A 26,817-nucleotide genomic window follows, 5' to 3' on the forward strand; every position below is an offset into this window, starting at 1 on the left:
TGTAAAAGAGCCTGGCAGCGCCAAGCCCGGCAGCCTGTCTACATGATTCCTGCAATCATTTGATAAAGACCTCTCAATCCATAATCTGAAGCAAAGCGAATCACAAGCAATGCCACAATTGGCGAGATGTCAATCATGCCAATTGGCGGAATAATTTTACGAAATGGTTCTAAATACGGTTCGCAAATATTTGTCAGAAAACGCCCAATCGATGTTTCTCTTGCAGATGGCACCCATGACATAAAGATGTAAATAATAATCGCGAATGAGTAAATCGTTAATACCGTTCCTAAAATATTAAAAATGAAATTTAGAATCACTATGATTTACCACCTCTGAGGTTCTTCCTCTGTCAAAAGTTCTGATATTGTGCCAGATACATCCACATTATCAGGTGTGCAGAGGAATATATTCGAGCCAATGCGCTGGATGTCTCCACCGATTGCATAAACAGTTCCGCTTAAGAAGTCAATGATTCGCTTTGCTTGATCGTGCTGAATGCGCTGCAAATTCACGACGACTGCACGTCTGTTTTTAATATGGTCTGCAATCTCTTGCGCTTCTGCATAAACACGCGGCTCACTTAACACCACTTTAGAGGATTTCTGCAAGCTTTGCAAGCTGACGACATTTTGTTTTCCAGTCTGCGGACGCTCTTGAAATGCCGCTTTGTCCTTCGTTCCTTTTTCTTCTTGGACTGGTTCTCTTTCTTCATCAATATATTCGTACTCATACTCTTCATCGTCGAGAGTGAAAAAGCTTTTAAACTTATTTTTTATGCTCATGTCACGCACCTCCTGTTTCATTTCCAACAAGTGAAGAGCCAATCCGAACGAATGTCGCACCTTCTTCAATTGCGATTTCAAAATCATTTGACATGCCCATCGATAAATGCTGACAAGGTGCATTTACTTGGTTAAGATGTTTTACTTCTTCTTGAAGATTTTTTAATGTTTGAAAGCAGTTTCGTATCACAGTGTGATCATCTGTAAATGGAGCCATCGTCATCAGTCCAGCAATTTCAATCTTTTTGAAATCAGCGAGCTGCTTCACAAATGGAATCACGTCTTCACTTTGTAAGCCGTGTTTTGACTCCTCCAGCGATGTGTTTACCTGTACAAAACAGCGAACCGTGTGATCCGCTCTTTTTTCAATTTCATTCGCAAGAGACATCCTGTCGAGCGAATGTAAGTAGTCAATTGTTTGAATGACAGATTTTACTTTTCGTGTTTGTAAACTGCCGATGAAGTGCCAGCTAATGCTTTCATCGGTTATGGCCGCTTGTTTTTCAAGTAACCCTTGGTCACGATTTTCTCCAAAGTGCAAAATTCCTGCTTCCTTGGCTTCTTGTGCTCGCTCAATCGAGACATACTTTGTGACAGCGACGACTGATACATCCGCTGGGTTCCGGCCGGCTCTTTTACATGCTTCGTTTATTTGTTCATTTATTTGTCTGAGATTCTCTCGTACATTCAATTGCTCTTATGCCTCCTTAAACCCGACAAAAGACATCATACGTCCTGTTTTCCCTTGATCACGCCGGTGCGAGAAGAAAAGCTGATCACTACAGCTTGTGCACATCGAACTGACATGTATGTTTTCTTCTTTCATCCCTGCATGAAGCAATACGTTTTTGTTTAATGTTTTTAAGTCTAATTTATATTGTCCTTGTGAAATTTCGGAATACACATCCTCTGTTGAAAAGGGAAGCTGTTTCACTTGATCCATGACCACGTCATCGACTATGTAGCAGCAGCTGCCAATGGATGGTCCAATGACGACTTGTATTTGATCGGTCTTGGCACCTTCTTGGTTGACCCATAGATCTACCATCTTTGCACCAATTTGCTTGACGGTTCCTTTCCACCCGGCATGGGCTGTTCCGATGAGTCCATTTTGCGGAGCTAGAAAATAAAGCGGAACGCAATCGGCGAAACAAAGAGCGAGCATCATGTTCGGTTCAGACGTATATAAGCCGTCTGTTCCAGGCAGTGCCTCATGATAATGAAGACTTCCTCTTCCTCTTTGCTCCTTGGTGACTTTCTTGATGCGGTCATCGTGTGTTTGGTCTGCAAACACCCAATCAGAGAGCGGCACAGCAGTAGCATCTGCTATGACTTGACGATTCATTTGGACACTAGAAGCATCATCTCCTACATGGAGTCCAGTGTTCAATGATTGATATGGAGAAAGGCTGAAGCCGCCATTTTTTGTCGTAAATCCGGCCAATACCTCTTTACCAGAACATGTCATGTTCGTCCAATCATGAATGGTCATTGCATAAGGTGATTTCTGCTGAAAGGGGTCATATTTGTGTGTCAAAGCTGCCCTCCCACCTTTCATTCATCTCTCTTTATTTCGCTCCTATTTTACCACAAGACATGCGTAGACAGTTAGTGGGATTCATTAAATATTACACTCAAATGTGCCCTTTCTACAGGTTTTTTTTCAAATTGATATGAAAACGTAATCTTTTTACCCGAAAAAGACATTGTTTGCTAAGAATGGAGAGCTTATTTTAAGGATCATTGAATAATTCATTGAGGAGTTATACGAATTTTAAGAAGACAATCGGACAAGTATCACATCTTCGCCAATTTTTACTATATTTCGCCACGGCACAATCATTTCCTCTTCTTTTCCGAAAAATCCCATCATTTTACCTGTGCCGCCGATAATGATTGCTTGTATTTTACCGCTCGTGACATTAATATCAATGTCCCCAATGGTGCCTAGTTTTTTTCCGCTCGACACATCGACGACATCCTTGATTTGGAATTCAGAAATACTGATCATCTGTCCTTCCCCGCCTTTCGTTTTCTACTATAATATGTATGTTGGAAAAGCAGGGATGCAGACCAATAGTTTCTTTCATCTACAATTTACTTAAGTGAGGACGGCCATTTCTCCACATCACATCTACCGGACATTCAAAGAAGGAAGAAAGCAAGTCGCTTGTCATCATCTCTTTTGTTTCTCCTTGATCAAAAACAGTCCCACCTTTTAATAATAAGGTGTGCTGAAAAACAGGCAAAATCTCTTCTGCATGATGGGTCGTGTAAAGCAAAGTGGGCGCATTAGGCTTTGAAGCAATGAATGAGATGGTCTCCAGCACCTGTTCTCTTGCTAAAAAATCAAGACCCGTCACAGGCTCATCTAAAATCAAGAGCTGCGGATCATTCATTAAAGCCCTCGCAATCAGGACTTTTTGCTTTTCTCCTTGTGAGAGTGTTTCATATGTCCGGTTCGCATATTTGAATGAACCAAATGCTTTTAATAGATCAATGGCCTTCTCTCTTATCTCTTCTGTCGGGGTTTCATAAAGCCCGATCGAAGCAAATGCTCCGCTGAGAACTATTTCAAATGCATTGTCGTCTCTGTGCAGTTTCTTTTCAAGTCCCGCAGAAATGAGGCCAATTTTCTTCCTGAGCTTTTCGCCAAGCGCCTCCTTGCCAAAGACATGTCCCAGCACGGTCATCTCACCTGACGTGGGGAAGTAATATGAGCAGAGCATATTTAATAAAGCGGTTTTTCCCGCACCATTTAAACCGTAAAGCACCCAGTGCTCCTCTTTGTTCACCTGCCAGTCAACAGATTGCAGCAGCCATTTCCCATTTCGTTTTAAAGAAACATCCTTCAATTCAAGTGACACCATCATTTCCCCCTGAGTAAAAATTCTGAATAAACAAATAATGAATGTTTACAGCATATCGCAATTGCTCTTTCTGGTAAACCTCACATAAAAAAAGCTGCTCCTTTTACGGAACAGCTTTTCTTTATAGCTACGAAATTTCAATTCGCACGCCTTCTTTTATATCAGGAAACGTGTGCGGAGATGCAAAGACAGCTCCCGGTAATACATCATCAAACGGCTCTTGGAAGTAGATCGAAATATGGCCGAGCTCTTTAAAGTTGTCATTTGCTTTATTGCCGAGGGCTGTGATCGTGTACGTTTGATCGCCCACTTGAATGGTACCGCCCAGCTTCAGCGGCTCTTCTTCTAAATGTTCGAACTCATGAATGACGGACATATCTCTTAATTCCTGCGGCGCTGCGGGTCCAAATAAAACAATCAGCTTATCTTCTTTAAATTGCGGGACTAAGATCCCAATTTCTTTTATGACAGATTGTGTTACCATGTATCTCGATTCCTCCTTTAATACGTTTAATACATACCGAAGCTGGCAACGTATGCGATCACAACAGATAGAACCCCTGTAATGAGACGGCTATACAAAACAGCTGGTACCCCATATTGTACCGTTTCCGGCTTCGCTTCACCAAGTGACAGACCAACTGGAATGAAATCACACCCTACTTGACCGTTGATGGCAAATAGTGCAGGGAGTGCAAATTGAGGCGGGATATTCCCTAGTGCAATTTGACTACCAATGAGAACACCGATGACTTGTGCAATGACTGCTCCAGGTCCTAAGACAGGCGATAGGAACGGCAATGTACAGACCACGACGAGCAGTAAGAGCCCCCATATAGATCCTGCCAGTGGTGATAGAAAATGAGCAATCAAGTCACCGATTTTTGTATAATTGATAATTCCAATTAACATACTGACAAATGCCATGAATGGAATAATGTTTTTCAAAAGCATATCAACGGAATCACGGCCAGCCTGATAGAACGTACCGGTGACTTTCCCAATTCCTCTTGAGAATCTCATGAGGAAATTACCTTTTTCCTGACGCTCGATATTTTCCTCTTTCAGTTTTGAATAGGTTTCTTTGAAATTCTCCTTGTCAATCGGCTCACTGTTTTCCTGACCTTCTACTTTCGCCTCACCATCAGATGCTTCCGCAAAGGAAATATCCTTTTCTGTTACGCCTGATACGAAGATATCCTCTGTAATATGTTTTGCAAGCGGTCCAGAAGGAGAGGATGCCAAAACGTCTACAGTTGGAATGCGCTTCATTGGATAAAGTCCGATTCGCGCAGTTCCACCGCAGTCAATGACAACACACATCATTTCATCTTCTGGTATCGAGTTTTTAAAGCCGTCACATGCTTCTGTCCCTGTCATTTCTGCAATTTTACGAGCAACTGGGTGAATGCCTCCCCCTGTAATGGAAACAACCTTTCTTCTTTTACCAGTCGGTTCAAGCTCCAAGCCTTTTCCCCATCCGCCAGCACCTTTTGCAACAAATACTTTGTGGTTTGTCATGTCTAACCCTCCCCTATTGTGAATTCGCTTTCATTTTTCCTGCTAAGTATTTTGTAATCCATTCAGTAATGATGCCGCGAAGTAAAATGACGACGATCCCGACTAAGAAGTAACGAACAGCAAGCTCTGACATTGAATATCCTGCTTCTTTAATCCCGTTCGCAATCCCTAAGTAGACAAACAGTTCTCCTGCGTTGGCATACGGGAACAGTGATGTCACCGGATGAACAAATGAAACAGCTGAATCATAGAATGCTGGTTTTTGTTTTTCAGGTAAGAAGCGGCCAAACGTATAAGCCATTGGGTTTGTCAAAATAAGAACAGATAAGATCGGCATTAACGTATAGCGCAAAATCGTATATTTCGCTGCAAACTGGATCGCTCTATTCACTCGCTCTTCTCCAATAAACTTCATGACAGCATAAGTGAAAGTAAGTAACACAACAAGCGTTGGAACGATGCCTGTAACAAGACCCATGAATTGCTTTCCACCGGCTTCAAACATTCCGATAAAGTGCTCTCCAAACCATTGAATCCATTCCATGTTTCATCTCCCCTTTCTCTAGTTCACATTTGTTATATTTTTTTTCGAAATCGAGACAAGTGCTTGTTCAGCCGCCATGGAAAGTGCGTGCATGACAGCTGGCCCCTTTTTGCGTTTTTTCAATGTCTGCTTCATCATATGGTGCTCGTCTAGCACTGCACCAACATGCTTTCCTTCATATGAAGGAACTTCTTTAAATTTAGATAAGATCGACACACCGCCAAGCACATGGCATTTTTGAATGATATAAGATTCATCCACAATGATGAGCGCTATGGCTCCAGGGCCAACTTTGCGCCGTTCCATTCCCGAAAACAAGTGATAGCCTTGCTTCCCTTTGTAGTCATCAATAAGTGAATCCATGCTCTTGCGGTAGTACTTGATTTGAATAAAAGATAACCCATACTGCACAATGAGAATGATACAAAGTACGATTGCTAATTTTTCCATAGCTTCACGTCCTTATGATTGAAATAAATGATCTTGTAATGAACGCAGCTTCCAGACCGTTGTGTTTGAATCAAGTTCTACATCATCATGAGTCAGGAATTGTCCTAATTTGATGTCTTTTTTCGCTACGACTTTTCCGCTGATTAAGCCAATTGGAATGTGGCCGTTCGTTTTCATGTCTTGATGTGTTTCAAGTACACCTCTTACGGAGTACCCGCCAATTCCGTCAAGTGATTCCCCTGCTTTAATCTCTCTTTTCGCAACAGCTACTGTTTCTGACACTGGTACACCAATTGGGTGGATGGATGAATCATGCTGTAAGACCGCTTTTGCGATGGTGACAGGTGTTTCAAGACTGGCTAAGTGGAAAGGACGGTAAAGTGTGTAGTGCGGACCTTTTCCAACTTTTAAATAGCGCAGTTCTTCATCCACTGGCTCAAGATCACTCTTGACGATGACAAATACGCCTGGTGCAAGTCCATTTACATATTCAACGACTCCGAAGTTATCCAGCACGCCGCCTTGCTGTTTTTGATTCAATTTATCTGCTACATTCTCTAAATTCGCTTCGACTCCGTGCATACCGACTTTATCAGGCAGAAGCCCTGTCGCATTACTTAATAAGTTCATTTCGGCCATTGTTTTTGTGCCGTCCTGGAATGCAGCCAGCATATGTGCACTCATATGTTTACTATCTGCTTCTGCTTTACACGTATCTGGGTTTGCTTCTGGGAAGAATGGGTTGTTCTTTCCTTTCCCGGCAACGAGCACCTCAAGACCCATTGTTTTCGCAAATTCATATAATTCTAGTGTTGCTGCTGGTTCGTCTCCAGCTGATCCTGAGTAAACAAGCCCTGCATTTGTGAATAACTTATGCATGACCAAACCGATAGTAATATCAACTTCTACATTTAAAAGAACGAGATGTTTTTTCGAATTAAGCGCTTCCAAAGAAATGTTTGCTCCGACCTCTGGGACACCTGTTGCATCTACTACAACTTCCACGAAATCTGATTGAATCACTTCTCTGTAATCATTTGTGACAACCATTTGATGCGGCTTCGCATGCTGCTTGTAGAAATTTGCTGCCTTCTCTGCTGCACTAAGGTGAATATCACAAACACCAGCGACAATCATGCCTGGAATTTTAGAAATTTGTGAAATGAGTCCAAAGCCCATTTGGCCTGCTCCAATAATCCCTACTTTGATCGGGTCTCCACTGCGTTCTCGAGCTAACAACTGTTGATAGATTGACATCTAAATCATCCTTTCAGGTTTTCTTGCTTCTCAATAGATTGCTAGAAATATAATCTGAAACTTTTAACAAATGTTATAAAAATTAACAAAAATCTGTTTCTTGTAACATTTGTTATTTTATTTATCATTTGTTATGAACTTAGTTTATATGATGTGTCAACTTTGTGTCAAGCTAAAATCGATGAAATTTTCAATCTTTTTGAGTCTTTAGACTCAAAAAAAACTACCTAATGATATTTAGGTAGTTACAGATTGTTGACAAAGGGCTAAAATGATCTTCATTTTAGCCTTTTGTCTTCTTTTCAGCGTGATAGAAAACCTTTGCAGTCTAGGAAGGACGAGTATCGGAGCGGAGCGAATTTGACATTCGTGAGCACCGGCACGCAGGACTGACACCGAATGCGAGGGTTTGTCTACACGCTGACTACCTAATGATATTAGGTAGTTACTTTAATAAGGCATCTCCTGTTCGTTCATCGGTAATTAATACATGAATTAATCCACCTGCTAATGCCGCCCGGATCGCTTCAATTTTCTCTTCGCCACCAGCGACACCTATGACAAGCGGAATTTCTTTCAGCTTTTGCGGGCTTATGCCCATCACCCGGTCGTTCCATGGGTGGGGATATACTTCCCCTTGATGATCAATAAAGTTATAGCAAATGTCACCTGCTACACCCTTCGCTTGAAGGATGTCCTCTTCGCCGCTTGTCATATAAGATTTCACCATCGTTGAATGCTGCGGAACACCGCCAATTCCGACAACCGCAATATTTGATGATTCTCCTAGTTCAATCACTTTTTTGATCGACGGCTGTCTAATCAGTACTTCCTTCGCTTCTTTCGTATCAAGCATGACGGGAACATGTAAAAACTCACATTTAGATTTGAGTGCCTCTGTGCATCTCGCAATAATATAGTTGGCGTGGATATCGACGTCTTCATTTCCCACACCTCCGACAAGCGGAACAAATGTCACGGATGGATAGTACTGAACAGACGTAAGCGCTTTCGCCATTTCATGCAGCGTTGTCCCTGAGGAAAAGCCGATAACTTGTCCATCCTTCATCACTTTTAATAAAAAGCCCGCCGCCGCCGCACCGATTCGGCTTTTGGTTGTGTCTTTGCTAAGTGTTTCCACACAGACGACTTCTCGCAGCCCATATTTGCGTTCTATTTTTCTTTCTAACGATCCATACTGTTGATTGACTTCATCATGAATAATGATTTCCACGATTCCTGCTTCACGTGCTTTTGCCAAATATTTCGATATGAGCGAACGGCTAACCCCAACAGCTTCTGCAATGTTAGATTGAGTGGCGCCTTCTTCGTAATACATATGCGCAACCTTAATGAGCAGCCTTCTTTCATCATGGAATGTCATAATAACCCTTCTTTCCGCTTAAGTGTTCCCTAACAAATGATATCTAAAATAACATTTGTTAAAAACAGATTAAATGAAAAAAATAACCGAGTCAATACTAGGGGCATGTTCTCTAACAAGAATGAAAAAAGCCGCACATGAAGCGGCGGCTTTAAAAGATGTTTTTATTCATTTGTTTGATGGCTGCTTTTTCAAGCCTTGAGACCTGTGCTTGAGAAATCCCGATCTCTTCAGCGACTTCCATTTGCGTTTTGCCCTGGAAAAAGCGTTTACGAAGAATCATTTTTTCCCTGTCGTTCAATCTGCGCATGCCCTCTTTTAAGGCCAATTCTTCCACCCATTGTGTGTCTTTGTTCCGTTCATCACTAATTTGATCCATCACATAAATCGGATCTCCTCCGTCATTATAGATCGGTTCAAACAAAGATACAGGATCTTGAATCGCATCTAGGGCAAAGACAATTTCCTCATGAGGCACTTCGAGCACTTTGGCAATGTCTTCTGCTGTTGGCTCCTTGCTTGTCTCACTAATCAGCCTCTCACGGACCTGAAGTGCCTTATAGGCAATATCTCTTAGTGAACGAGACACCCGAATCGGGTTGTTATCACGCAAGTATCGACGGATTTCTCCTATGATCATAGGAACCGCATAAGTTGAAAATCTGACATTGTGGCTTAAATCAAAATTATCAATTGATTTCATTAATCCGATACAGCCTACTTGGAAGAGATCATCGACATATTCGCCTCTGTTGTTAAAACGCTGAATCACACTTAAAACCAACCGTAAATTGCCATTGACTAGCTTTTCTCTTGCTGTATCGTCACCCTCATCTTGCAGCTGTCTGAACAATTTTCTCATCTCGTCGTTTTTCAGAACAGGCAGTTTGGAGGTGTCGACTCCGCAGATTTCCACTTTATTTCTGGACACTTTTTTCCCTCCCTACAGGAGCTGTTGTACAAAGTTCAGTATCTCCTTGGGATGGAAAAATATGCACGAGCGATGACGAGAATCATGTGAAAAAATGGTTATCCCTTTGATAGTAAAGGGATCGAGCTTTCAAAAAATTTTTTTAGACCATTTTATTAAATTCTTTTTGTAATCGTTTAATGATTCTTTTTTCAAGCCTCGAAATATACGACTGGGAAATCCCAAGCATGTCAGCGACATCTTTTTGGGTTTTTTCCTCACCGCCGACCAAGCCAAATCTTAGTTCCATGATCTGCTTTTCGCGGTCATTTAATTGCTCCAGCGCTTTTTTCAGCAGTTTTTTATCTACATTTGCTTCAATATCCCGCGTGATAATATCATCATCTGTTCCAAGTACGTCTGATAAAAGCAGTTCATTTCCGTCCCAATCAATGTTGAGCGGTTCATCAAACGAGACTTCTGAACGGATTTTATTATTTCGCCTCAAGTACATCAGAATCTCATTTTCAATACATCTCGAAGCATATGTTGCCAGCTTGATCTTTTTTTCAGGGTTAAATGTATTGACTGCTTTGATCAGGCCAATGGTTCCGATACTAATTAAATCCTCAATATTAATACCTGTGTTTTCAAATTTCCTTGCGATATAAACGACTAAACGCAAATTTCTTTCGATCAGAATCGCCCTTGCGGTTTGATCACCTTTTGGTAATTTGACAAGCAGTTCCTGCTCTTCATCCTTTGATAATGGAGGCGGCAGCGCTTCACTTCCACCAATATAATAAATTTCATCACTCTTTAGACCTAGCTTCATGAGGAGTTTATACCAGTAGTAAGTGAGTTTAAATTTTAATTTTTTCATCTTCTTCTCCCTTCTAAATGTCAAGTTGACCTCGTAAGATAAAAGACATCACAAAAAACTACGACACCCCCTGGATGATTTTCCCGTCTAACATATCTGGATGAATGATGGATTGAAATTCCTGATCTGCTGATAAACCGCTCAGACTCAACCCTACAAAACACTTGGCTGGCTGAATCATAAGCGTCTTTGAATAAATGAAGACTGTATCTGGTTTTAGGCATAGTAGAAAACCGTGATCATGACCGACTGCTCGATATGGAACAAGTCTTAATCGATCAAGAAGGGGAAATTGATCATCGATCTTTTGCATCACTTCAACAGGATGAGACTGTTTCATGAGCTCTATAAATGGCTCTCCGCAAATGGCCGTTAGCTGATCGGCCTGGACGATCATGACAGGTGTTTTTGTCATAGGATCATACAGCTGATTGCCAGAATCGACGAGTCCATTTAAGCGGATGGTCTCCCCGTGAATGTGTATCTCTACAAGCACTTGTTCATCATATTGTCTTTTTTTCGCACCAACCTCTCCTAATCTTTTCTTTGAAAACAGCCATATCGCAGGAAAGCCGGTTAAAACAAAAAGCCAGCTAATGGGATCACCAAAGCCATCATTTTGTGAAATGAGCAGGCCATCTTGGATCACTGTGTTGGTTTGCAAAAACGAATGAACCCCGATCATGCCTCCTCCCATCAAAAATGTTACAAAGTAAAAAGCAAACAGATTTTGAAAAAAGGAACGAAATCTTTGAAAACCAAAGGTTGCAAGAACGATGAAGACAGAAAAAAATAGTTTGCCTAAAGGGTGTGACACAACCATTGCAAATGGTGTAAAGAGCAAGAGAACAATGCTCGATCCAATGAGAGCTCCTAACATATATCGCCTTTTTTTTACTTGTCGTTTGAGAATAAATGCAGTGAGTAAGAGAAGCAATAGATCAAAACAAAAGTTTAACAGCCAGATCACATCTAAATAAATGACCACCTTCTGCTCCTTTCATCTGAAACAAAGAATCAAAAGCAGTACTTGCACTTGTTTGTACCAGTATAAAACAGTCAAGAGATGGAAGTCTGTCAATTCTTGTAGGGGATGATAGAGAACTTTTGGTGGATTGTTATTGTTTTTGTCGAGGAATGAGAGCGCGAAGCAAGAGAGTGTTCTTCTGGACAAGCTTTCAAACAATTGCTCGAAAAAAAAGACACGCTCCTGGAAATCGTGTCTTTTGTTTAAGTTACTTTTCATTGATGTTTAATGTGCCTGAAGCCTTTTGTCTTGTGACATTTCCATAATCATCTCGCACAATTACTTCAATGACCGCACCTTTTGCTTTGGCGGTAGAAGTAGCTGTCCAGTAGCCTTCATATGTTCCGCTAGATACTTCGCGAAGCGGCAGCTCTGTTGTATTTTGAAGCTTTGATCTCGCGTTTGTCAGCGGCATGTGAATAACAAACGTTGCGTCTAGCTTTTCCCTGCTGTTAAATGAAATTTTAACAGACTCTCCTGATGATAGATGGACATTCTCTGCTGGAGTCAGCTTAGAAATTTCAGGTGCCTCGTATTGGACATCGATATTGACTTTTTTAGTCGTTTTGTTTCCTGCTGCATCTTTCGCTGTTACTTTTATTGTATTTTTCCCGTTCTCAAGCAGTATTCTTGCGGAATATTTTCCATCTTTTACGGTTGCCTTTTTTCCATTTACAGTGACTTGATCAAGATGATCATCTGTGACCTTTCCTTCTACAGTGAGTGATTCTTTATTAGACTTTCCCCCTTTTTCAGGTGTATCTATGGTGAGTGCTGGAGCTGTTTGATCAATGATGACCTTTACTGGTTTTGATCGTTTCGTTGCGCCTTTATCCGTAACAGTCGCAGCTGTGAATACATGCTCTCCACTTGAAACTGTGACCTTTTCTTTGAAAGCGCCTGACTGATCTGCTTTCACTTTGGCAATCTCTTCATCGTTTTGATAAATCGCTACATCAAGCCCAGGGGAGGCTTTGCCTTCAATCTCCAGTTCACCTTTGTTCGAAATGGTTCCGGCCTTCGGAGATATAATCTCTGGCACATCTGCTTCATAGTCAACAAGCGCCCGAATCATATAATTCCCTTCTTCTTTTGGAGAAGGAGAAAAAGCACCGCTTGTCAGCTGCCAGCTTCTTTCAGCATTTGGACCATCTTCGTCCGTTGCAAGTCCTGGAGACTCCGTATTCTTTTTCGTTTGAATATAGACAAGATAGAAATCTCCATCCACCGTAATGGCTTGATCTTCTAAATCTACTTTTGTCCATTCACCATTACGCAGCGCATTCGCTTTTAGAGGTCCTGCAATTTTCTCCCCTGGAGCTCCATTCTTCCCAGAAGCATCATACACCTCAACCGCAAATTCATTCCCGCCAGGAGCTGGCCACTCTGATGACCAGAAACGGAAAAGCCCCCCTGTGAGTTGCGCTTGTTTCTTCCCCTTTTCTAATGAAAACTTCACAGCCCAGCCATTGCCAGGATCATAGAAGGCTCGCGCATTTTCAGCTGTTCCGTCATCGTAGCCAATTTCACCAGCAAAGCCGATGAATGGCTCCAGCTGAATGGCTTTTTTAACCGGCTTTTCTGTCACATCTGCTGTAAAAGAATAACCTTTAAACCCTTTCGCAAATACTTTGACGGTATAGACACCGCTCAATGCCTCTAGAGAAAATTCGCCAGCTTCATCTGTTTTCACCGGCTTAATTTTCGCATCCTCTACAAGATAAACCGTGGCATCCTTTACTTTTTCACCCGTTGCTTCATTGACAATTGTACCGGATATCGTTCGTTTCTTAAGTGGCTGTAAGGCGAAATTTGCCTCAGCCGTTTCATTTGAAGAAATATTGACTGTTTGTTTGCGTGATTCAAACCCGTAAGCTTCCGCTTTCACTGTGAATTCCCCTGCACTGTGAGTAAGCTGATATCTCCCTGTCGCTTCATCTGTGTACGTTGATTTTCCGCTTTCAAGAACACTAATTTCCGCTTTCATAGGAAGAGCTTTGATGGACGGAGCATCAAGATTTTTTTCCTTTTTCAATTCTTTTGTTTTTGCAGGCTTCTTATGTGGATGTACAGCCTTTTCTTTTTGAGGCAGGGCTTGATCTGTTATTTTCATATCACCTAAATTAACATCTTCGTTTGTCACCTGTCCTTCAATCGTGCCAATTCCATCTGTTAATGCCGTAATCGCCTCTTTTGCATCAACTAAACCTGCCCCATAGCCATTGTTAGGGGATTCCGGGAATTGCTGATCAGTCAACGGCTTCGCTGTATCAATGAGAATTTGTTCAATCTCTTCAACAGAAAGATCTGACTGTACTTGGCGAAGAAGAGCCACAACAGCTGAAACATGCGGACCAGCCATCGACGTCCCATTCCAGCCATCTTCATACCCTTTCCCTGGAATGGATGAACGAATGTTTACCCCTGGGGCCGCAATATCTGGTTTCATGACGCCATATGGAGACGGACCTTGCAGCGAGAAAGACCCCAATTTGTTGTCTTGATCCGTTGCACCCGTTGCAAAGGCCTCCTGATAGTTCGCAGGATTTGCAATTGATCCCTCACCACCAGGGTTAAATAAATCGGTATTGCCAGCTGAAAACTCTGGGAAGATGTCCGCCGCTCTCCAAACATTGACCACATCTTTATACCAATCATCAAGACCAGGCCCACCGCCCCAAGAATTATTGACGACATCTGGTGCCTTTTCTGGATGTGGGTTTCCGTCCTCATCTTTTGGTGCTAAAATCCACTCTCCTGCGTCAAGCAGATCAGCATCTGTACCACCATCTTCTGAGAAAGCTTTCACCGCAATCCATTTTGCGCCTGGTGCGACTCCGATTTGATTCTTTCCATCTGGCTCAGAGCCAACCATCGTTCCCGTCACATGTGTACCATGCTCTAAATCGTCGTATGGCGCTTCAGATCCTGTTGTAGCATCGTACCAATTGAATTCATGAGATGGATCATTCGGGTGTGCTGGATCAAATCCGCGGTATTTTTCCTTTAAAGCAGGATGATCCCATTCCACTCCTGTATCAATACTTGCCACAACAGTACCAGTACCGTCATAGCCTAAAGCCCACGCTTCTGGAGCATGAATCTGAGAAATGTTCCACTCGACTCCATCTACTGCTTTCATTTGTTTTTCCTGCTTAGACGTCTTCAAATCAACGGGGCGATGAATTTGACGGGTTTCATTCGGCAGCACTTGATCTACTTCTGGGAAGGAAGCCACCTTTTCCATGACTTCTTTCGTTCCCGTCACCGCTAGACCATTCACAATATAGTACGAATGAATCTCCTTCACTTGCTTTTTCTTTTGTTCCTTTTGTAAATACGTAAGCAGCGCTTGCTGCGTCTCCTCAGACGTTGCTCTTAATTCTGATACGACAGCTGATCTTTTTGTGTACTGCGTTCTAGCCGCTGTTAATTTCTGTTTTTTGGCTCTGGACACAGCTTCCTTCGCCACTTTTTGCGTATTTGTTTGCTCCTTCATTTTGATTAAAAAGGTCACCTTGTCATCCTGCTGAAACTGCTTCATTAATCTTGATGAGATCTTTGCTTTTGTTGTCTTAGAGGAAACAGCTTCCTCCTGATATGAGGTAGAAGTCGATTTTGCTTGAACCATCCCAAAGCTTGTCATCGTTAAAGTACCAATCACCATAAGACTCATCAAACGATAGCCGGCGGTCTTGCGAAACTTCAATTTCAATCAAATCCCTCCTCCTCAAATGGCCAAACAGAGTATATGTCTCACTCCTTTCCTTCTTTTGTTCATGACAAGATTCATGGTGTTCTTTTTAATGTAGTCAAATAAAGTTCATCATCTTGTCGTTTTTTGTAAGAGGGGTTAAAAATGATTCTTTTTTCTTAAGCACCTTAAGTCAAATTACATATGAAAGATGAAGTGGCTCTCACACATTTAAGACTTTTTGATTAGAGTCCCCTTATACGTTGAGACATGAAAAAACCCCTTCCAATGGAAGGGGTTAAGCTATACTCGATTAGCGTTTATTGCGGTTGCGTAAGAACGTTGGAATGTCCAGCGTATCATCACTTGATTGTGTATTTTGTCTCGGCTGAGATGATGGCTGCTGATGTTCCTCACGTTTTACTTCACGTTTTTGAGGAATGGATTGATTTTGCTTTAATCCTTGTCCTAGTGGATTTCTTTGTGGTTTTGTCACTTCTGGCTCTTGCTCAATAAATCCAGTTGCGATCACAGTCACCACAATTTCATCCTTCAAGTTATCATTGATGACAGACCCGAAAATCATGTTTACATCTTCGTCAGATGCAGAAGCCACAATATCCGCTGCTTCTTGCACTTCATAAAGACTTAGGTTTGTGCCACCCGTAATGTTCATGATGACGCCTTGAGCACCATCGATCGCTGTTTCTAGAAGTGGTGAAGAAATGGCTTTCTTCGCTGCTTCAGCAGCACGGTTTTCACCTGTTGCGACACCAATACCCATAAGAGCCGAACCTTTATTGGACATGATTGTTTTCACGTCAGCAAAGTCAAGGTTAATCAGACCTGGTGTTGCAATTAAATCGGAAATCCCTTGAACACCTTGTCTAAGCACGTTATCTGCCGCGCGGAATGCTTCCAGCATTGGCGTGTTTTTATCAACAATTTCAAGCAAGCGATCGTTTGGAATCACGATTAATGTGTCAACTGCTTCTTTCATAGAAGCAATTCCTTCAACTGCTTGAAGCTGACGCTTTCTTCCTTCAAATGTGAAAGGACGAGTCACGACTCCAACTGTCAATGCACCAGAATCTTTTGCGATTTTTGCAATGACAGGTGCAGCACCCGTACCAGTTCCACCGCCCATACCAGCTGTAACGAAGACCATGTCTGCGCCTTTTAGTACTTCTTCAATCTGCTCTTTGCTTTCCTCAGCAGCCTTCTTACCGACCTCAGGATTCGCACCTGCTCCAAGCCCTCTTGTCAGCTTAGCACCGATTTGCATTTTAGTTTCTGCTTTTGATAGATTTAACGCCTGTGCATCTGTATTGACTGCAATAAAATCGACACCTTGAACGTCATTTTCGATCATTCGGTTGACAGCGTTATTCCCGCCGCCACCTACTCCGATTACTTTAATTGATGCTAGGCCGTCTATATTTGTTTCAAACTCCAACATGCTGAATCCTCCTAATCCGTCGAAAATCTAATTCTATTCCCAGAACATATTAAATAGTTTTTTCATTTTGCCCGGTTTTTTATTTGTCTCTTGTTGTGATTTTTGTTTAACTTTCGGTCTTGGCTGCGCTTCTTTCACTTGTGGTGCAGAAGAAACCGGCTCCATGGATGCGCCTACTTCATGAAACGCCTCATCTGGCATTTGGAATCCAACCTGTCTGCCCTGAATCTTTGCATTGCGATAAGCAAAGTGGATCAGACCCACTCCTGTCATATATTGAGGCTCTCTCACCCCGATATAATTCGGACTTGCAATCCTGACATTGTTTTGCAAAACCGTTTGTGCAAGAGAAAGGATACCTGGTATGGCTGCCTGTCCACCTGTTAGAACGAATCCACCAGGCAAATCATGGACACCCATATTTCTTAATTCCTCTGCCACAAAGAGCAGGATTTCTTCCAGCCGCGCTTCAATAATGTTAGCCGCATCAAGTTGTGTATACGTTTGTTTTTGATCGGTACCGATCACAGAAACTTCAAATGTCTCCTCAGTCGATGCCTCATCATAAAACGCATGCCCAAATTGTTTTTTGATTCGTTCAGCTTCTTCAGTGGAAGTTCTAAGTCCTATAGACAAATCTTTTGTAATGTTCTCTCCGCCCAAAGGGATACTGTGAGTAGAATAGAGATGCCCGTTTTCAAATACGGAAATCGTTGTAGATCCGCCGCCAATATCGACAAGAGCTACCCCGAGATTTTTTTCATCTTTCGATAATGCTGCCGAGCCCGATGCGATTGGCTGCAAGCAAATATCCATAATTTCAATTCCAGCTCTTTCTACACATCGGAGCCAGTTATGTAGAATCGTTTTAGAACCTGTAATTAACGATCCTTCCACCTCTAGCCGAACACCAAGCATTTTTTTCGGATCTGTGATCTCATCTCTTCCGTCGACGATAAATTGTCTCGGAATCACGTCTACGACGAGATGTTCTTGAGGAATAGATACTACTTGTGCTGCATCTAAGACACGTCTCACATCTTCAGCATGTATTTCTTTGTTTTCACTAGATACTGCGACCACGCCGCTCGTATTCTGAATATGAATGTGGTTTCCATTAATTCCGACAATCGCCTTTTGTAAAGGAAATCCTACCATTCTCTCAGCCTGTTCAAATGCTTGTCTAATAGAATGAACTGTCTCATCTATATCAACAATCGATCCTTTTTTTAACCCCTCTGAAGGGACATTTCCAACACCTATAATGTTAAGCGAATCATCCGCCATTTCTCCGACGATGACTTTTATATTGGATGTACCGATGTCAAGGCTGACGTAAATTTCATTGTTGTTCATTCTATGGCACCTCCTCACATATCAATACTTTCTATTCTATTATTTGCTGAACAACAATACAATGAATGTGTTTTTACAAGTGTGTAACAAAACTTAAAAAATCAACATTTTTTATTAGGATTACTGAAAATATTCGTTACATCATATGTATATCCTTTTTTATGACTCACTTTTTTTCTTTTTTTCTCTTGAAATTGTCCATTTTGTTAGTAGAATTCTTCTAATAACTGCTATATTTTGAAACAATCTAACGCCGAATGCAAACATTCCGACTAAGTACAAGTCTACACCAAGATGGACGCCCAGAAAAGCTAAACTTATTGCGAGTATAATATTAAAGAAGAAGCCTGATACAAACACTAGTTCATCGTATGCCCCTTGCAGATGTGCTCGGATTCCACCAATCAATGTATCAAGCGCAGCAAGTACAGCGAGGGAAAGATAGTTAGAATACTCATTCGGTATCGTAAAATTTGTTAAGAAACCGATCGCAACTCCTATGATTAAGCCAAGTACAGGAAGCCACATTAAGATTTTCCCTCCTTTACATCTTCAAGAGGCTTCAATTCGTTTACTTGAATTGCACCGTCATATGCTTTTAAATGGATTTTTTTCTTCGGCTGGCTCATACTCAAGCTGAAGTTTTCCTGAGCAAACAAATCACCAATATCTGATACATTTAAACGGCTGTATAATTTGTCGGCCTGCTCACTAATCATTTTAATGTTGACTTCATCACTATCTAAGCTGTAACCATCTATTTTTGTCGTGCCATTAATATCTCGAATCACACTTGTATTAATTACACGGCGATCATTGATGGAAATATGTTTTGCCCCAAACATATTGGCTTCATTAATTAATTTTTTCAGAAGATCAGGCGGGATATTTTTCACTTCTTCTCCGGTAAGGTCCTTTGAAAAAAGCTGAGAAATTTCAATTTCAATCCCCTCCCCTTCCACTTCTGTAAAACCAGCCTTTTCTTTTAAATCTTTTAACGTTTTTGTTAATTGTGCTTCTTTTGATTGATCTCCTTGATGACCATATTTTTTTAGCATCTCGTCGTATTTATCAATTTCTTTGAGCAAATCCAATTCCTTACTTTTAGATGCAGATAAATCCTCTCTCAGTTCCCAAACATCACGAGTATCACGAACTTTGGGCTTTTGTAAAGAATTAAACTGGATGGAGACCATGATGCCAAATATGATCATTAAAGCTGTTAAACTAAGTAAAGGCTTCTTTTTCCTCAACACCACTCACCTTTTCACTTTTAATCTTTGTTTCTTAAAAGAGGGTTCATACGAATATCCGTTTTCTCAATCGTCATTGAAATGTGATCACTTGTCAGCTGATCGACCACTCCTCCTGCAATATTTAAAGCAGGTATTAACACAGCCGGATCTCCAATACCAGAAATGACAAATGGTGCTGGATGCTGAACACCATCAACTGTGACAACTGGACCGTTACAATGTATGTATGATTGGTGTGTAATTCTTTGCCCATTAATAGATACAGCAGAAGCCCCTGATATAAATAGTTCGTTTATCACATGAAAAATGTGGCTCTCATGCACAATGTAATTATTGACATTTTGTCCACTCGGGATATAAGATGCATCTTCAAGAGATACTTTGACCCCTTTTCCTTTTACACCGATCTCTCCTGTAAACATTCTGTATTTCTCAACATCTTCCAGTACATTAAAATACTGCTCTTTTTCATTTTTCAAATTGGACTCTGTCGCTTGAACCTTTGATTGAAGACTATATAATTCTTTTTCGAGTTTCTGATTCGCCTTTTCTTGCTTTGTGAGCTGACTTTTCAGAGAGTATTCTTTTTTCCATTGCTCTGTTCGAATGACATCTGCCTGATGCTGCTTTGTATATTGGTATGAAAAAGAAATCAGAAAACCAAGAACAAGCATGACAATTGAGAATATAACTGTTTTGCCTCTCAACGCTCATCTTCCTTTTTCTTAGATTTAAACGCTTCAAAATACGTAGCGACTTCCATATGGATTGTGCCTTTTTCAGAAGACGAAAGTTCTTTTACAATGGCTGGATAGGTTTTCATTTTATCACCGAATGTTTTAATTGATGCAATCACAGTGTTTCCGTCATTCATATAAAATTTAACTAGCCACTGGTTTGAATTTGTCGGCACATAATATACTTCTGAGATGAGTTCCTGAATAGAGGCTGGCAGCTGATTTAAAGATCTAACGGTTTGCTTCAGCTTCTCCTTATTGTCCCAATCGACAAAAATAGGTCCTGCATGACTCGGTGTAACTTCTTCTGATAAAGCGGTCCCATTTTCAAGAAGCTCATAATATAGATTTCCCTTTTGAAGATACGCAATATTTGCATATTCTTTGACAGCAATACTGACCTTATTTGGGAAATGCTTTTTGATCCTAACGCTTTTAATCAGTTTATTTTGTTTAATATGATCTGCTGTTATATCTTTATTTAAATTCCAAAACTCTGTTTCGCCTTCTTTAATTTGTGAAAGTTTAACAAGCTGTTTTGTAGAGACATGCTCGTTACCTGTGATGGTTAAAGAAGAAATTTTGCTGATTGGTGTTTGCAAATAAATAATAATTAAAACCATGATAAAAAACAGTAGTATAAAAGAGATCAGTCTACGATTCGCTTTTTGCTTCCTTTGTTCTTTAATTTTAGGAATTCGCTCTTCTATATTGACGATCTTTTCATTTTCATGATCAGGCCGCATATATACTCTTCACCTCATTCAAAGCTGCTTGTCCACACCTTTGGGTCATCATTTTGATGAGAAAACAAACGGCATTCTTTCATGCCGTTTGTTTTCCTGTGATGCCATCATTCATAAAAACTAGCTGTTAATTTTCTTCACCGATAATTTCTACCTCTGTATGCATATCTACGTTGTAGTCTTCTTTAATTTTCTTTTGGATGTACTGAATTAAGTCCAGCACGTCTTGAGCAGTAGCTCCACCAGCGTTGACTATAAAGTTGCCGTGCATATCAGATATTCTAGCTCCGCCGATTTGGTATCCTTTTAAATTCGCTTTTTCTACAAGCTGTCCTGCATATTCAGGCAGCGGATTTCGAAAAATACTGCCAGCACATGGCCGGTTATAAGGCTGGGTTTCTTTACGATAATCTTTATTTTGCTGCATTTTCTTTGTGATTTTTTCGCGATCATCCTGTTTGAGCTTAAACACGGCTTCGAGAACAATGCCAGGTCGTTCCTTTTGAAGGACTGATGTTCGATAGCTGAAATTCATCTGTTCATTTGTGAGCCACTCGATGCTTCCATCTTCAAATAAGATTCTAGCTTTCACAAGAATCTTACTGATATCAGATCCATGTGCACCTGCGTTCATATAAACAGCGCCTCCAATAGACCCTGGAATACCAGCTGCGAATTCCAACCCTGAAAGACCCTGCTTACTAAGAGATGTCGCGAGCCTTACGACAGAATAGCCGCCGCCAACTGTAATTTCTTCATCATTTACAGTTAGGTGATCCAGTCCAGCACCTAGCTTTAGGACAACTCCACGAATTCCTTTATCAAGTACAAGTAAATTCGATCCTCTTCCAATGATCGTCCAATTCGTATGGTGTTTTTTCACCTGATCCATGATCGTTTTAACTGCATCGATATCTTTTGGGATGATCAAAAGATCTGCTGGTCCGCCTATTTTCATTGTTGTATGATTAGCAAGCGGCTCATTTTCAAGTACTTTACCAACTTGCGCTTCTAATAATTCATTCTTCAAGTTCTCCATATTACCCTCCGCCTTACCTAATATCATTCCATCATGTAGTCGTAATATCTTTTAACACATTATATAAACGTGCAGCCGCATCTGGTACTCCGAGTTCTTTCGTTAAACGGCTCATTTGGTTGAGTTTTTCTTCATTACCGGCAATTTCATCAATTGCATGCAGCAGACGATCCCCTGAAAGCTCTGATTCTCTTAAAACAATCGCAGCATCATGTTTTTCAAGTGATCTTGCATTGATTTCCTGATGATTTGCCGTCACGTATGGGCTCGGAATAAAAATGGTTGGGATTCCAAGAGCCGTTACTTCAGCAATTGTTGTAGCTCCCGCTCTTGCAACAATCACATCGATCGATTTCAGGTACTCCGGCATTTGATGCAAGAAAGGTTTTGTGATCATATTAGGTGCTGCACCTTTTTCCTTTAGCTCATTCAACACTTTTTCATAATGAACCTCACCTGTGATATATAAAAGCTGGTAGTTTTTAGCCTTTAAATCATCTTGCATTTCGATCACTGCTCTATTGATAGGAGCAGCACCTCGGCTCCCGCCGAAAATAAGAACCGTTTTTTTCTGTTCATCGAGCCCAAATTCTTTAAGAGATTTCCCCTCTTTTATAGAGACGACTTCAGAGGCTCTAGGGTTTCCCGTAAATACAACCTTTTCAGAAGGAAAATGTGCCTTTGCTTCGTCAAAGCAGATGGCTACTTTATTAACATATCTCGCTAGGAACTTATTTGTAATACCAGGCAGGCTGTTTTGTTCGTGTATAATAGTCGGGATCTTCAGCTTAGAAGCCGCATAAACCACAGGCCCACACACATAACCGCCTGTTCCAATGACCGCATCAGGTTTGAATTCTTTTAAGTAAGATTTGCTTTTTTGAACGCCTTTCAAAAATCTCATCACCGTTTTGACGTTATCAAAGGAAAGCTTTCGTTTAAAACCTGAAATTTCTATCGCCTTGAAAGGGATATTTTCTCTTTCTACAATTTTCTTTTCAAGTCCATTTTCAGTACCGATATATAAAAATTCCACATCAGGATGCAGTCTTTTCACTTCTTTAATAAAGGCTAAGGCCGGATAAATATGTCCGCCTGTTCCGCCTCCACTGATTACTATACGCATTATACCATTTCCCCTCAATTTTTTTCTGCTCTGAACAAAGTATAAACCCTGTTTTAAACAACAGGGCTCCGTTAAAACCTGTAAAGAAGAGTCAAAAAACACGTTTTCGAAACAAAAACTGTCATTTTCACTCTTCAAATCATTTTTTTGTACTTTTGCAAAATAAACGTCAACATGGTTTCATGAGCTTCAGCACGTTAATATCTTGCGTACCTGCTTACATTCAAAAGTACGCCAATCGCCATCAGCATTAATGTCAGTGATGAGCCGCCATAACTAAGGAATGGGAGCGTGATACCTGTCACAGGAATAAGTCCAGTGACAACTGCGATGTTAATCATTACTTGAATGGCAACCATTGAAATAATACCAACTGCTAGGAAACTTCCATATAAATCTGGGGCTCCAAGTGCTATTCGTATGCCTCTCCATAATAGAACACTAAAGAGGAGTAAAATGAGTGATCCCCCTATAAAGCCAAGCTCTTCAGACAATATCGCAAAGATGAAGTCCGTTTGGGGCTCAGGTAAATAGAAGAATTTTTGTCTACTTTGACCAAGTCCCATTCCGAACAGACCACCTGGACCAACAGCGTATAAGGATTGAATAATTTGAAACCCACTGCCTAGCGGATCTTCCCAAGGATTTAAGTACGATGTAATTCGTTTTATTCGGTAGGGTGCTGATAAGACAAGTGCAGCAAACCCGCTGAGTCCTATAAGACCGAGAAATATAAAGTGAGCAATTCTCGCACCTGAAACAAATATCATAATAATACAGGTTCCAACCATCACCGTTCCTGTTCCCAGATCCGGCTGAAGCATAATGATGGCAAATGCAGAAAATACAATGCCTAAAGCTGGGGCAAAACCTTTGCGAAAGGATGTGATATTTTTTTGTTTTTCAGATAAGAATTTTGCAAGAAACGCAATCATCGCAAGCTTCATAAATTCAGAGGGCTGAATACTAAACGCACCGACACCGATCCAGCTTCTTGATCCATTTCTCTCCATACCGATACCAGGAATGAGTACAAGCAGCAAAAGGAGAAAACAAACAGCAATCAATATCTTTGACCAAGTCCGCCACGTCCAATAATCGACTCGCATAATGAAAAACATTGCGATAACTCCGATTCCGGCAAACAAAAGCTGTCTTTTTGCAAAATAAAACGAATCATCAAATTTATACGATGCCCACACAGCACTAGCGCTGTACACCATAATTAAACCAATCGTCAATAAAAGTAACGTAATGACAACAAGCAAAAAATCCGGAGAAGTTTTCTTATTCGTCAAGAGACCGACACCCCAAGCATAATTTCATTTGGGCTGTCAGTCATATGAGAGACAAGCCCTTATTTAAGCATATGCACGGCGTTTACAAACATGTCTCCACGTTCTTCAAATGTTTTATGTTGATCCCAGCTTGCACAAGCCGGAGATAATAAAATCACGTCTTCTTCTTCAGATATGTTAAACGCCGCAGGTACTGCTTGTTCAACATTATCGACATGTTTTACGTGATGTATTCCAAGCTCTTCACCAAGCTTCACAAACTTAGGTGCAGTCTCACCAAATGTGATAATTCCTTTTACATTTTTCATGAAAGGTTTCAATTCATCAAATTCATTGCCGCGATCAAGTCCACCTGCTAATAAAATGGTCGGTTGTTCGAAGGCTGACAATGCTTTACTTGTTGCCAAAATATTGGTTGCTTTACTATCGTTATAAAATTTCCGACTTTGAATTGTATCTACAAACTGCAGACGATGCTTCACTCCACTAAATGTCGTGAGAACGTGTACGATTGCTTCATTTGAGCAGCCTGCATTTTTCACAACACAAATAGCTGCCAAAATGTTTTCTTGGTTATGCTCACCAGGAAGGACAACATCCTTTACATCAATGATATGTTCATTCATGTAGTAAATTGCACCATGTTGAATAAACGCACCATGTTCTACTGGCTCTTTCACTGAGAAAAACACTTTTTTTGCTTTTGAACCTTCTGCCAGTTTTACGACCGATGGATCATCTAGGTTAATTACAGCGATATCATCTTCATGTTGATGTGCGAATACTTTCTGCTTTGCTTTTTCATACTCATCACGAGTGTGGTGATAGTCTAAATGTGCATCAAAAATATTTAATATTAAACTGATTTTAGGTCTAAACTCAACTGTTCCCATTAACTGAAAAGAAGAGAGTTCCGTTACGATCCACTCATCGCCAGCTGCATTTGCAGCGACTTCGCTGGCAACTGTTCCAATATTACCCGCCACTAATGTTTTTTGGCTGTCTTTTTTCAGCATTTCATAAATCAAAGTCGTGGTAGTGGTTTTTCCATTCGATCCAGTAATCCCAATAAAAGAGGATGAGGTTAAATGATACGCTAATTCTATTTCCGTCCAAACTGGAATTTGGCGGCGAAGCGCTTCTTGAACCATCACATTTTCATATGGAATTCCTGGATTTTTAATTAAAATCGTAATTTCTTTATCTTCGAATATACGAAGAGGATGACTGCCACAAACGACATCAATCCCCTTTTCAGAAAGTAGCTGAGCAGGTTCGTTTTCTTCAAACGGTTTTTGATCATTTACCGTCACATTTACTCCATGTTCATGAAGAATTGAAGCTGCCGCATATCCGCTTTTTGCAAGACCTAATACTAGTACATGTTCGTTTTTTAACATTTGCATCTTATTCAATTATAACCACACCTCGATGTAAATTCCTAAAACAGCAAGTAATAAACCAGCTGTCCAGAAGGTGACAACTACTCTCCACTCTGACCAGCCAACTAACTCATAGTGGTGGTGAAGCGGACTCATCTTAAAGATTCTTTTGCCGGTTGTTTTAAAGGAGATCACTTGAAGAATAACGGATAGCGTCTCAACAACAAATACTCCACCAATAATGACAAGTAAAATTTCAAGCTTCGTTAAAATCGCAATTGCTACAATGGCTCCGCCTAATGCTAGAGAACCTGTATCACCCATAAATACTTTTGCAGGATGTGCGTTAAACACAAGGAAACCAAGGACGGCTCCTGCAACAGCTACTGAAAAGATCGCTACATCATACTGGGATTGATTCCAAGCCAGTATGGCAAAAGCTCCGAAAGCAATAGCAGCGGTTCCAGATAAGAGACCATCCAGTCCATCCGTTAAGTTCACGGCATTAGAACCTCCGACAAGCATGAAAACGACAAGGATAAAGTAAGCCCATCCTAAATCAAAGCTGACGTCTGTTCCTGGAATGCGAATCGTCGTTGCAAACTGATAATAATGGAAAACTGCATAAAAGATCACTGCGATCACAATTTGACCGATTAATTTCTGTTTCGATGTTAATCCAAGATTTCGTTTCATCGCTACTTTAATATAATCATCTAAAAATCCTAATAGGCCGTAACCAAGTGTGACAAATAACAGTAAAAACATTTCTGGACTAATCTCAGAGAATTTGTTGATCATCACAATCGTTGTAATGGTGATAGAAAAGATAATCATAATTCCGCCCATTGTCGGAGTACCAGATTTCTTTTGGTGAGACTGCGGGCCTTCTTCTCTAATACTTTGACCAAATTTAAGTCTTCTTAAAAACGGTATAAAAATCGGGGATAAAAGAACACTGATTAAAAATCCCATTATGATTGTAAACAATATCACCTGTTCAAGCATCGTTCTTTACTCCTTCCGAATTTCCAAAGCCGTTTTCCATCAGAAAATTGCATTCATTATTATGGTATTCATTCGCGTTCTTCGT

Annotated in this window: 27 protein-coding genes; all 27 read right to left on the reverse strand. The window is 40.8% G+C overall.

Features of this window, described 5'->3' with window-relative positions; genetic code table 11:
- Positions 1–38: 38 nt before the first annotated feature.
- Positions 39–320 carry a YggT family protein gene (locus tag C6Y03_RS02180; protein ID WP_106038765.1) on the reverse strand — a complete coding sequence of 94 codons (282 nt, stop codon included), beginning with the start codon at positions 318–320 and terminating at the stop codon, positions 39–41.
- Positions 321–326: 6 nt separating this feature from the next.
- Positions 327–785, reverse strand: coding sequence for a cell division protein SepF (locus C6Y03_RS02185; RefSeq protein WP_034662521.1), 459 nt, complete (start codon positions 783–785; stop codon positions 327–329).
- A gap of 1 nt (position 786) precedes the next feature.
- Entirely contained in the window at positions 787–1,476 is a 690-nt protein-coding gene (locus C6Y03_RS02190; protein WP_066031761.1) for a YggS family pyridoxal phosphate-dependent enzyme, read from the reverse strand.
- A 6-nt stretch (positions 1,477–1,482) separates the two neighbouring features.
- Complete coding sequence (gene pgeF, locus C6Y03_RS02195; protein ID WP_080869533.1) at positions 1,483–2,322, reverse strand: peptidoglycan editing factor PgeF; 840 nt, start codon at positions 2,320–2,322, stop codon at positions 1,483–1,485.
- Positions 2,323–2,559: 237 nt separating this feature from the next.
- The gene (locus C6Y03_RS02200; protein WP_008344958.1) at positions 2,560–2,796 is read right to left on the reverse strand and encodes a YlmC/YmxH family sporulation protein; all 237 of its coding nucleotides are present in this window, start codon (positions 2,794–2,796) and stop codon (positions 2,560–2,562) included.
- Positions 2,797–2,875: 79 nt separating this feature from the next.
- On the reverse strand, positions 2,876–3,655 hold the full coding sequence (locus C6Y03_RS02205; protein ID WP_106038766.1) for an ABC transporter ATP-binding protein: 780 nt from the start codon (positions 3,653–3,655) through the stop codon (positions 2,876–2,878).
- A 127-nt stretch (positions 3,656–3,782) separates the two neighbouring features.
- Positions 3,783–4,139 (reverse strand): PTS glucitol/sorbitol transporter subunit IIA, encoded by a 357-nt coding sequence (locus tag C6Y03_RS02210; RefSeq protein ID WP_106038767.1) that lies wholly within the window; start codon positions 4,137–4,139, stop codon positions 3,783–3,785.
- A gap of 26 nt (positions 4,140–4,165) precedes the next feature.
- Positions 4,166–5,176: a PTS glucitol/sorbitol transporter subunit IIB gene (srlE, locus tag C6Y03_RS02215; protein ID WP_034662527.1), complete on the reverse strand. Its 1,011-nt coding sequence runs from the start codon at positions 5,174–5,176 to the stop codon at positions 4,166–4,168.
- Positions 5,177–5,189: 13 nt separating this feature from the next.
- Entirely contained in the window at positions 5,190–5,720 is a 531-nt protein-coding gene (gene srlA / locus C6Y03_RS02220; RefSeq protein ID WP_003210918.1) for a PTS glucitol/sorbitol transporter subunit IIC, read from the reverse strand.
- An 18-nt stretch (positions 5,721–5,738) separates the two neighbouring features.
- Positions 5,739–6,170, reverse strand: a complete 432-nt coding sequence (locus C6Y03_RS02225; RefSeq protein WP_034662530.1) for a transcriptional regulator GutM — start codon at positions 6,168–6,170, stop codon at positions 5,739–5,741.
- A 12-nt stretch (positions 6,171–6,182) separates the two neighbouring features.
- Positions 6,183–7,427 (reverse strand): NAD(P)H-dependent oxidoreductase, encoded by a 1,245-nt coding sequence (locus C6Y03_RS02230; RefSeq protein ID WP_034662533.1) that lies wholly within the window; start codon positions 7,425–7,427, stop codon positions 6,183–6,185.
- Positions 7,428–7,872: 445 nt separating this feature from the next.
- Positions 7,873–8,811: a sugar-binding transcriptional regulator gene (locus tag C6Y03_RS02235; protein WP_066030943.1), complete on the reverse strand. Its 939-nt coding sequence runs from the start codon at positions 8,809–8,811 to the stop codon at positions 7,873–7,875.
- Between the two features lie 151 nt (positions 8,812–8,962).
- Positions 8,963–9,742, reverse strand: a complete 780-nt coding sequence (gene sigG / locus C6Y03_RS02240) for an RNA polymerase sporulation sigma factor SigG (protein WP_003211879.1) — start codon at positions 9,740–9,742, stop codon at positions 8,963–8,965.
- A gap of 142 nt (positions 9,743–9,884) precedes the next feature.
- The gene (sigE, locus tag C6Y03_RS02245; RefSeq protein WP_007499746.1) at positions 9,885–10,604 is read right to left on the reverse strand and encodes an RNA polymerase sporulation sigma factor SigE; all 720 of its coding nucleotides are present in this window, start codon (positions 10,602–10,604) and stop codon (positions 9,885–9,887) included.
- 58 nt (positions 10,605–10,662) lie between these two features.
- Entirely contained in the window at positions 10,663–11,592 is a 930-nt protein-coding gene (spoIIGA, locus tag C6Y03_RS02250) for a sigma-E processing peptidase SpoIIGA (RefSeq protein WP_060596194.1), read from the reverse strand.
- Between the two features lie 247 nt (positions 11,593–11,839).
- Positions 11,840–15,346 carry a S8 family peptidase gene (locus C6Y03_RS02255; RefSeq protein ID WP_106038768.1) on the reverse strand — a complete coding sequence of 1,169 codons (3,507 nt, stop codon included), beginning with the start codon at positions 15,344–15,346 and terminating at the stop codon, positions 11,840–11,842.
- A 292-nt stretch (positions 15,347–15,638) separates the two neighbouring features.
- The gene (ftsZ, locus tag C6Y03_RS02260) at positions 15,639–16,784 is read right to left on the reverse strand and encodes a cell division protein FtsZ (RefSeq protein WP_024424252.1); all 1,146 of its coding nucleotides are present in this window, start codon (positions 16,782–16,784) and stop codon (positions 15,639–15,641) included.
- 33 nt (positions 16,785–16,817) lie between these two features.
- On the reverse strand, positions 16,818–18,140 hold the full coding sequence (gene ftsA, locus C6Y03_RS02265; RefSeq protein WP_106038769.1) for a cell division protein FtsA: 1,323 nt from the start codon (positions 18,138–18,140) through the stop codon (positions 16,818–16,820).
- A gap of 159 nt (positions 18,141–18,299) precedes the next feature.
- Positions 18,300–18,668, reverse strand: a complete 369-nt coding sequence (locus C6Y03_RS02270; RefSeq protein ID WP_003210988.1) for a small basic family protein — start codon at positions 18,666–18,668, stop codon at positions 18,300–18,302.
- Positions 18,668–19,393, reverse strand: a complete 726-nt coding sequence (locus C6Y03_RS02275) for a DUF881 domain-containing protein (RefSeq protein ID WP_066030945.1) — start codon at positions 19,391–19,393, stop codon at positions 18,668–18,670. Before C6Y03_RS02275 ends, C6Y03_RS02270 begins: the two co-directional genes overlap by 1 nt.
- Before the next feature lie 20 nt (positions 19,394–19,413).
- Complete coding sequence (locus tag C6Y03_RS02280) at positions 19,414–20,103, reverse strand: DUF881 domain-containing protein (protein WP_060596192.1); 690 nt, start codon at positions 20,101–20,103, stop codon at positions 19,414–19,416.
- Positions 20,100–20,879 (reverse strand): cell division protein FtsQ/DivIB, encoded by a 780-nt coding sequence (locus C6Y03_RS02285; RefSeq protein WP_106038770.1) that lies wholly within the window; start codon positions 20,877–20,879, stop codon positions 20,100–20,102. Before C6Y03_RS02285 ends, C6Y03_RS02280 begins: the two co-directional genes overlap by 4 nt.
- Before the next feature lie 127 nt (positions 20,880–21,006).
- Entirely contained in the window at positions 21,007–21,918 is a 912-nt protein-coding gene (gene murB, locus C6Y03_RS02290) for a UDP-N-acetylmuramate dehydrogenase (RefSeq protein WP_106038771.1), read from the reverse strand.
- A gap of 31 nt (positions 21,919–21,949) precedes the next feature.
- A complete protein-coding gene (murG, locus tag C6Y03_RS02295; protein WP_066030946.1) occupies positions 21,950–23,044 on the reverse strand; it encodes an undecaprenyldiphospho-muramoylpentapeptide beta-N-acetylglucosaminyltransferase in 1,095 nt (364 codons plus the stop codon).
- A 197-nt stretch (positions 23,045–23,241) separates the two neighbouring features.
- Positions 23,242–24,342, reverse strand: coding sequence for a stage V sporulation protein E (gene spoVE, locus C6Y03_RS02300; RefSeq protein ID WP_003212197.1), 1,101 nt, complete (start codon positions 24,340–24,342; stop codon positions 23,242–23,244).
- A gap of 59 nt (positions 24,343–24,401) precedes the next feature.
- Positions 24,402–25,748 (reverse strand): UDP-N-acetylmuramoyl-L-alanine--D-glutamate ligase, encoded by a 1,347-nt coding sequence (murD, locus tag C6Y03_RS02305; RefSeq protein WP_374955731.1) that lies wholly within the window; start codon positions 25,746–25,748, stop codon positions 24,402–24,404.
- Positions 25,749–25,757: 9 nt separating this feature from the next.
- Positions 25,758–26,732, reverse strand: coding sequence for a phospho-N-acetylmuramoyl-pentapeptide-transferase (gene mraY, locus C6Y03_RS02310; RefSeq protein WP_003211854.1), 975 nt, complete (start codon positions 26,730–26,732; stop codon positions 25,758–25,760).
- Between the last annotated feature and the right edge of the window lie 85 nt (positions 26,733–26,817).

Origin of the sequence: Bacillus sp. LNXM65 (assembly GCF_002998575.1) — a bacterium.
Taxonomy (GTDB): Bacteria; Bacillota; Bacilli; order Bacillales; family Bacillaceae; genus Bacillus.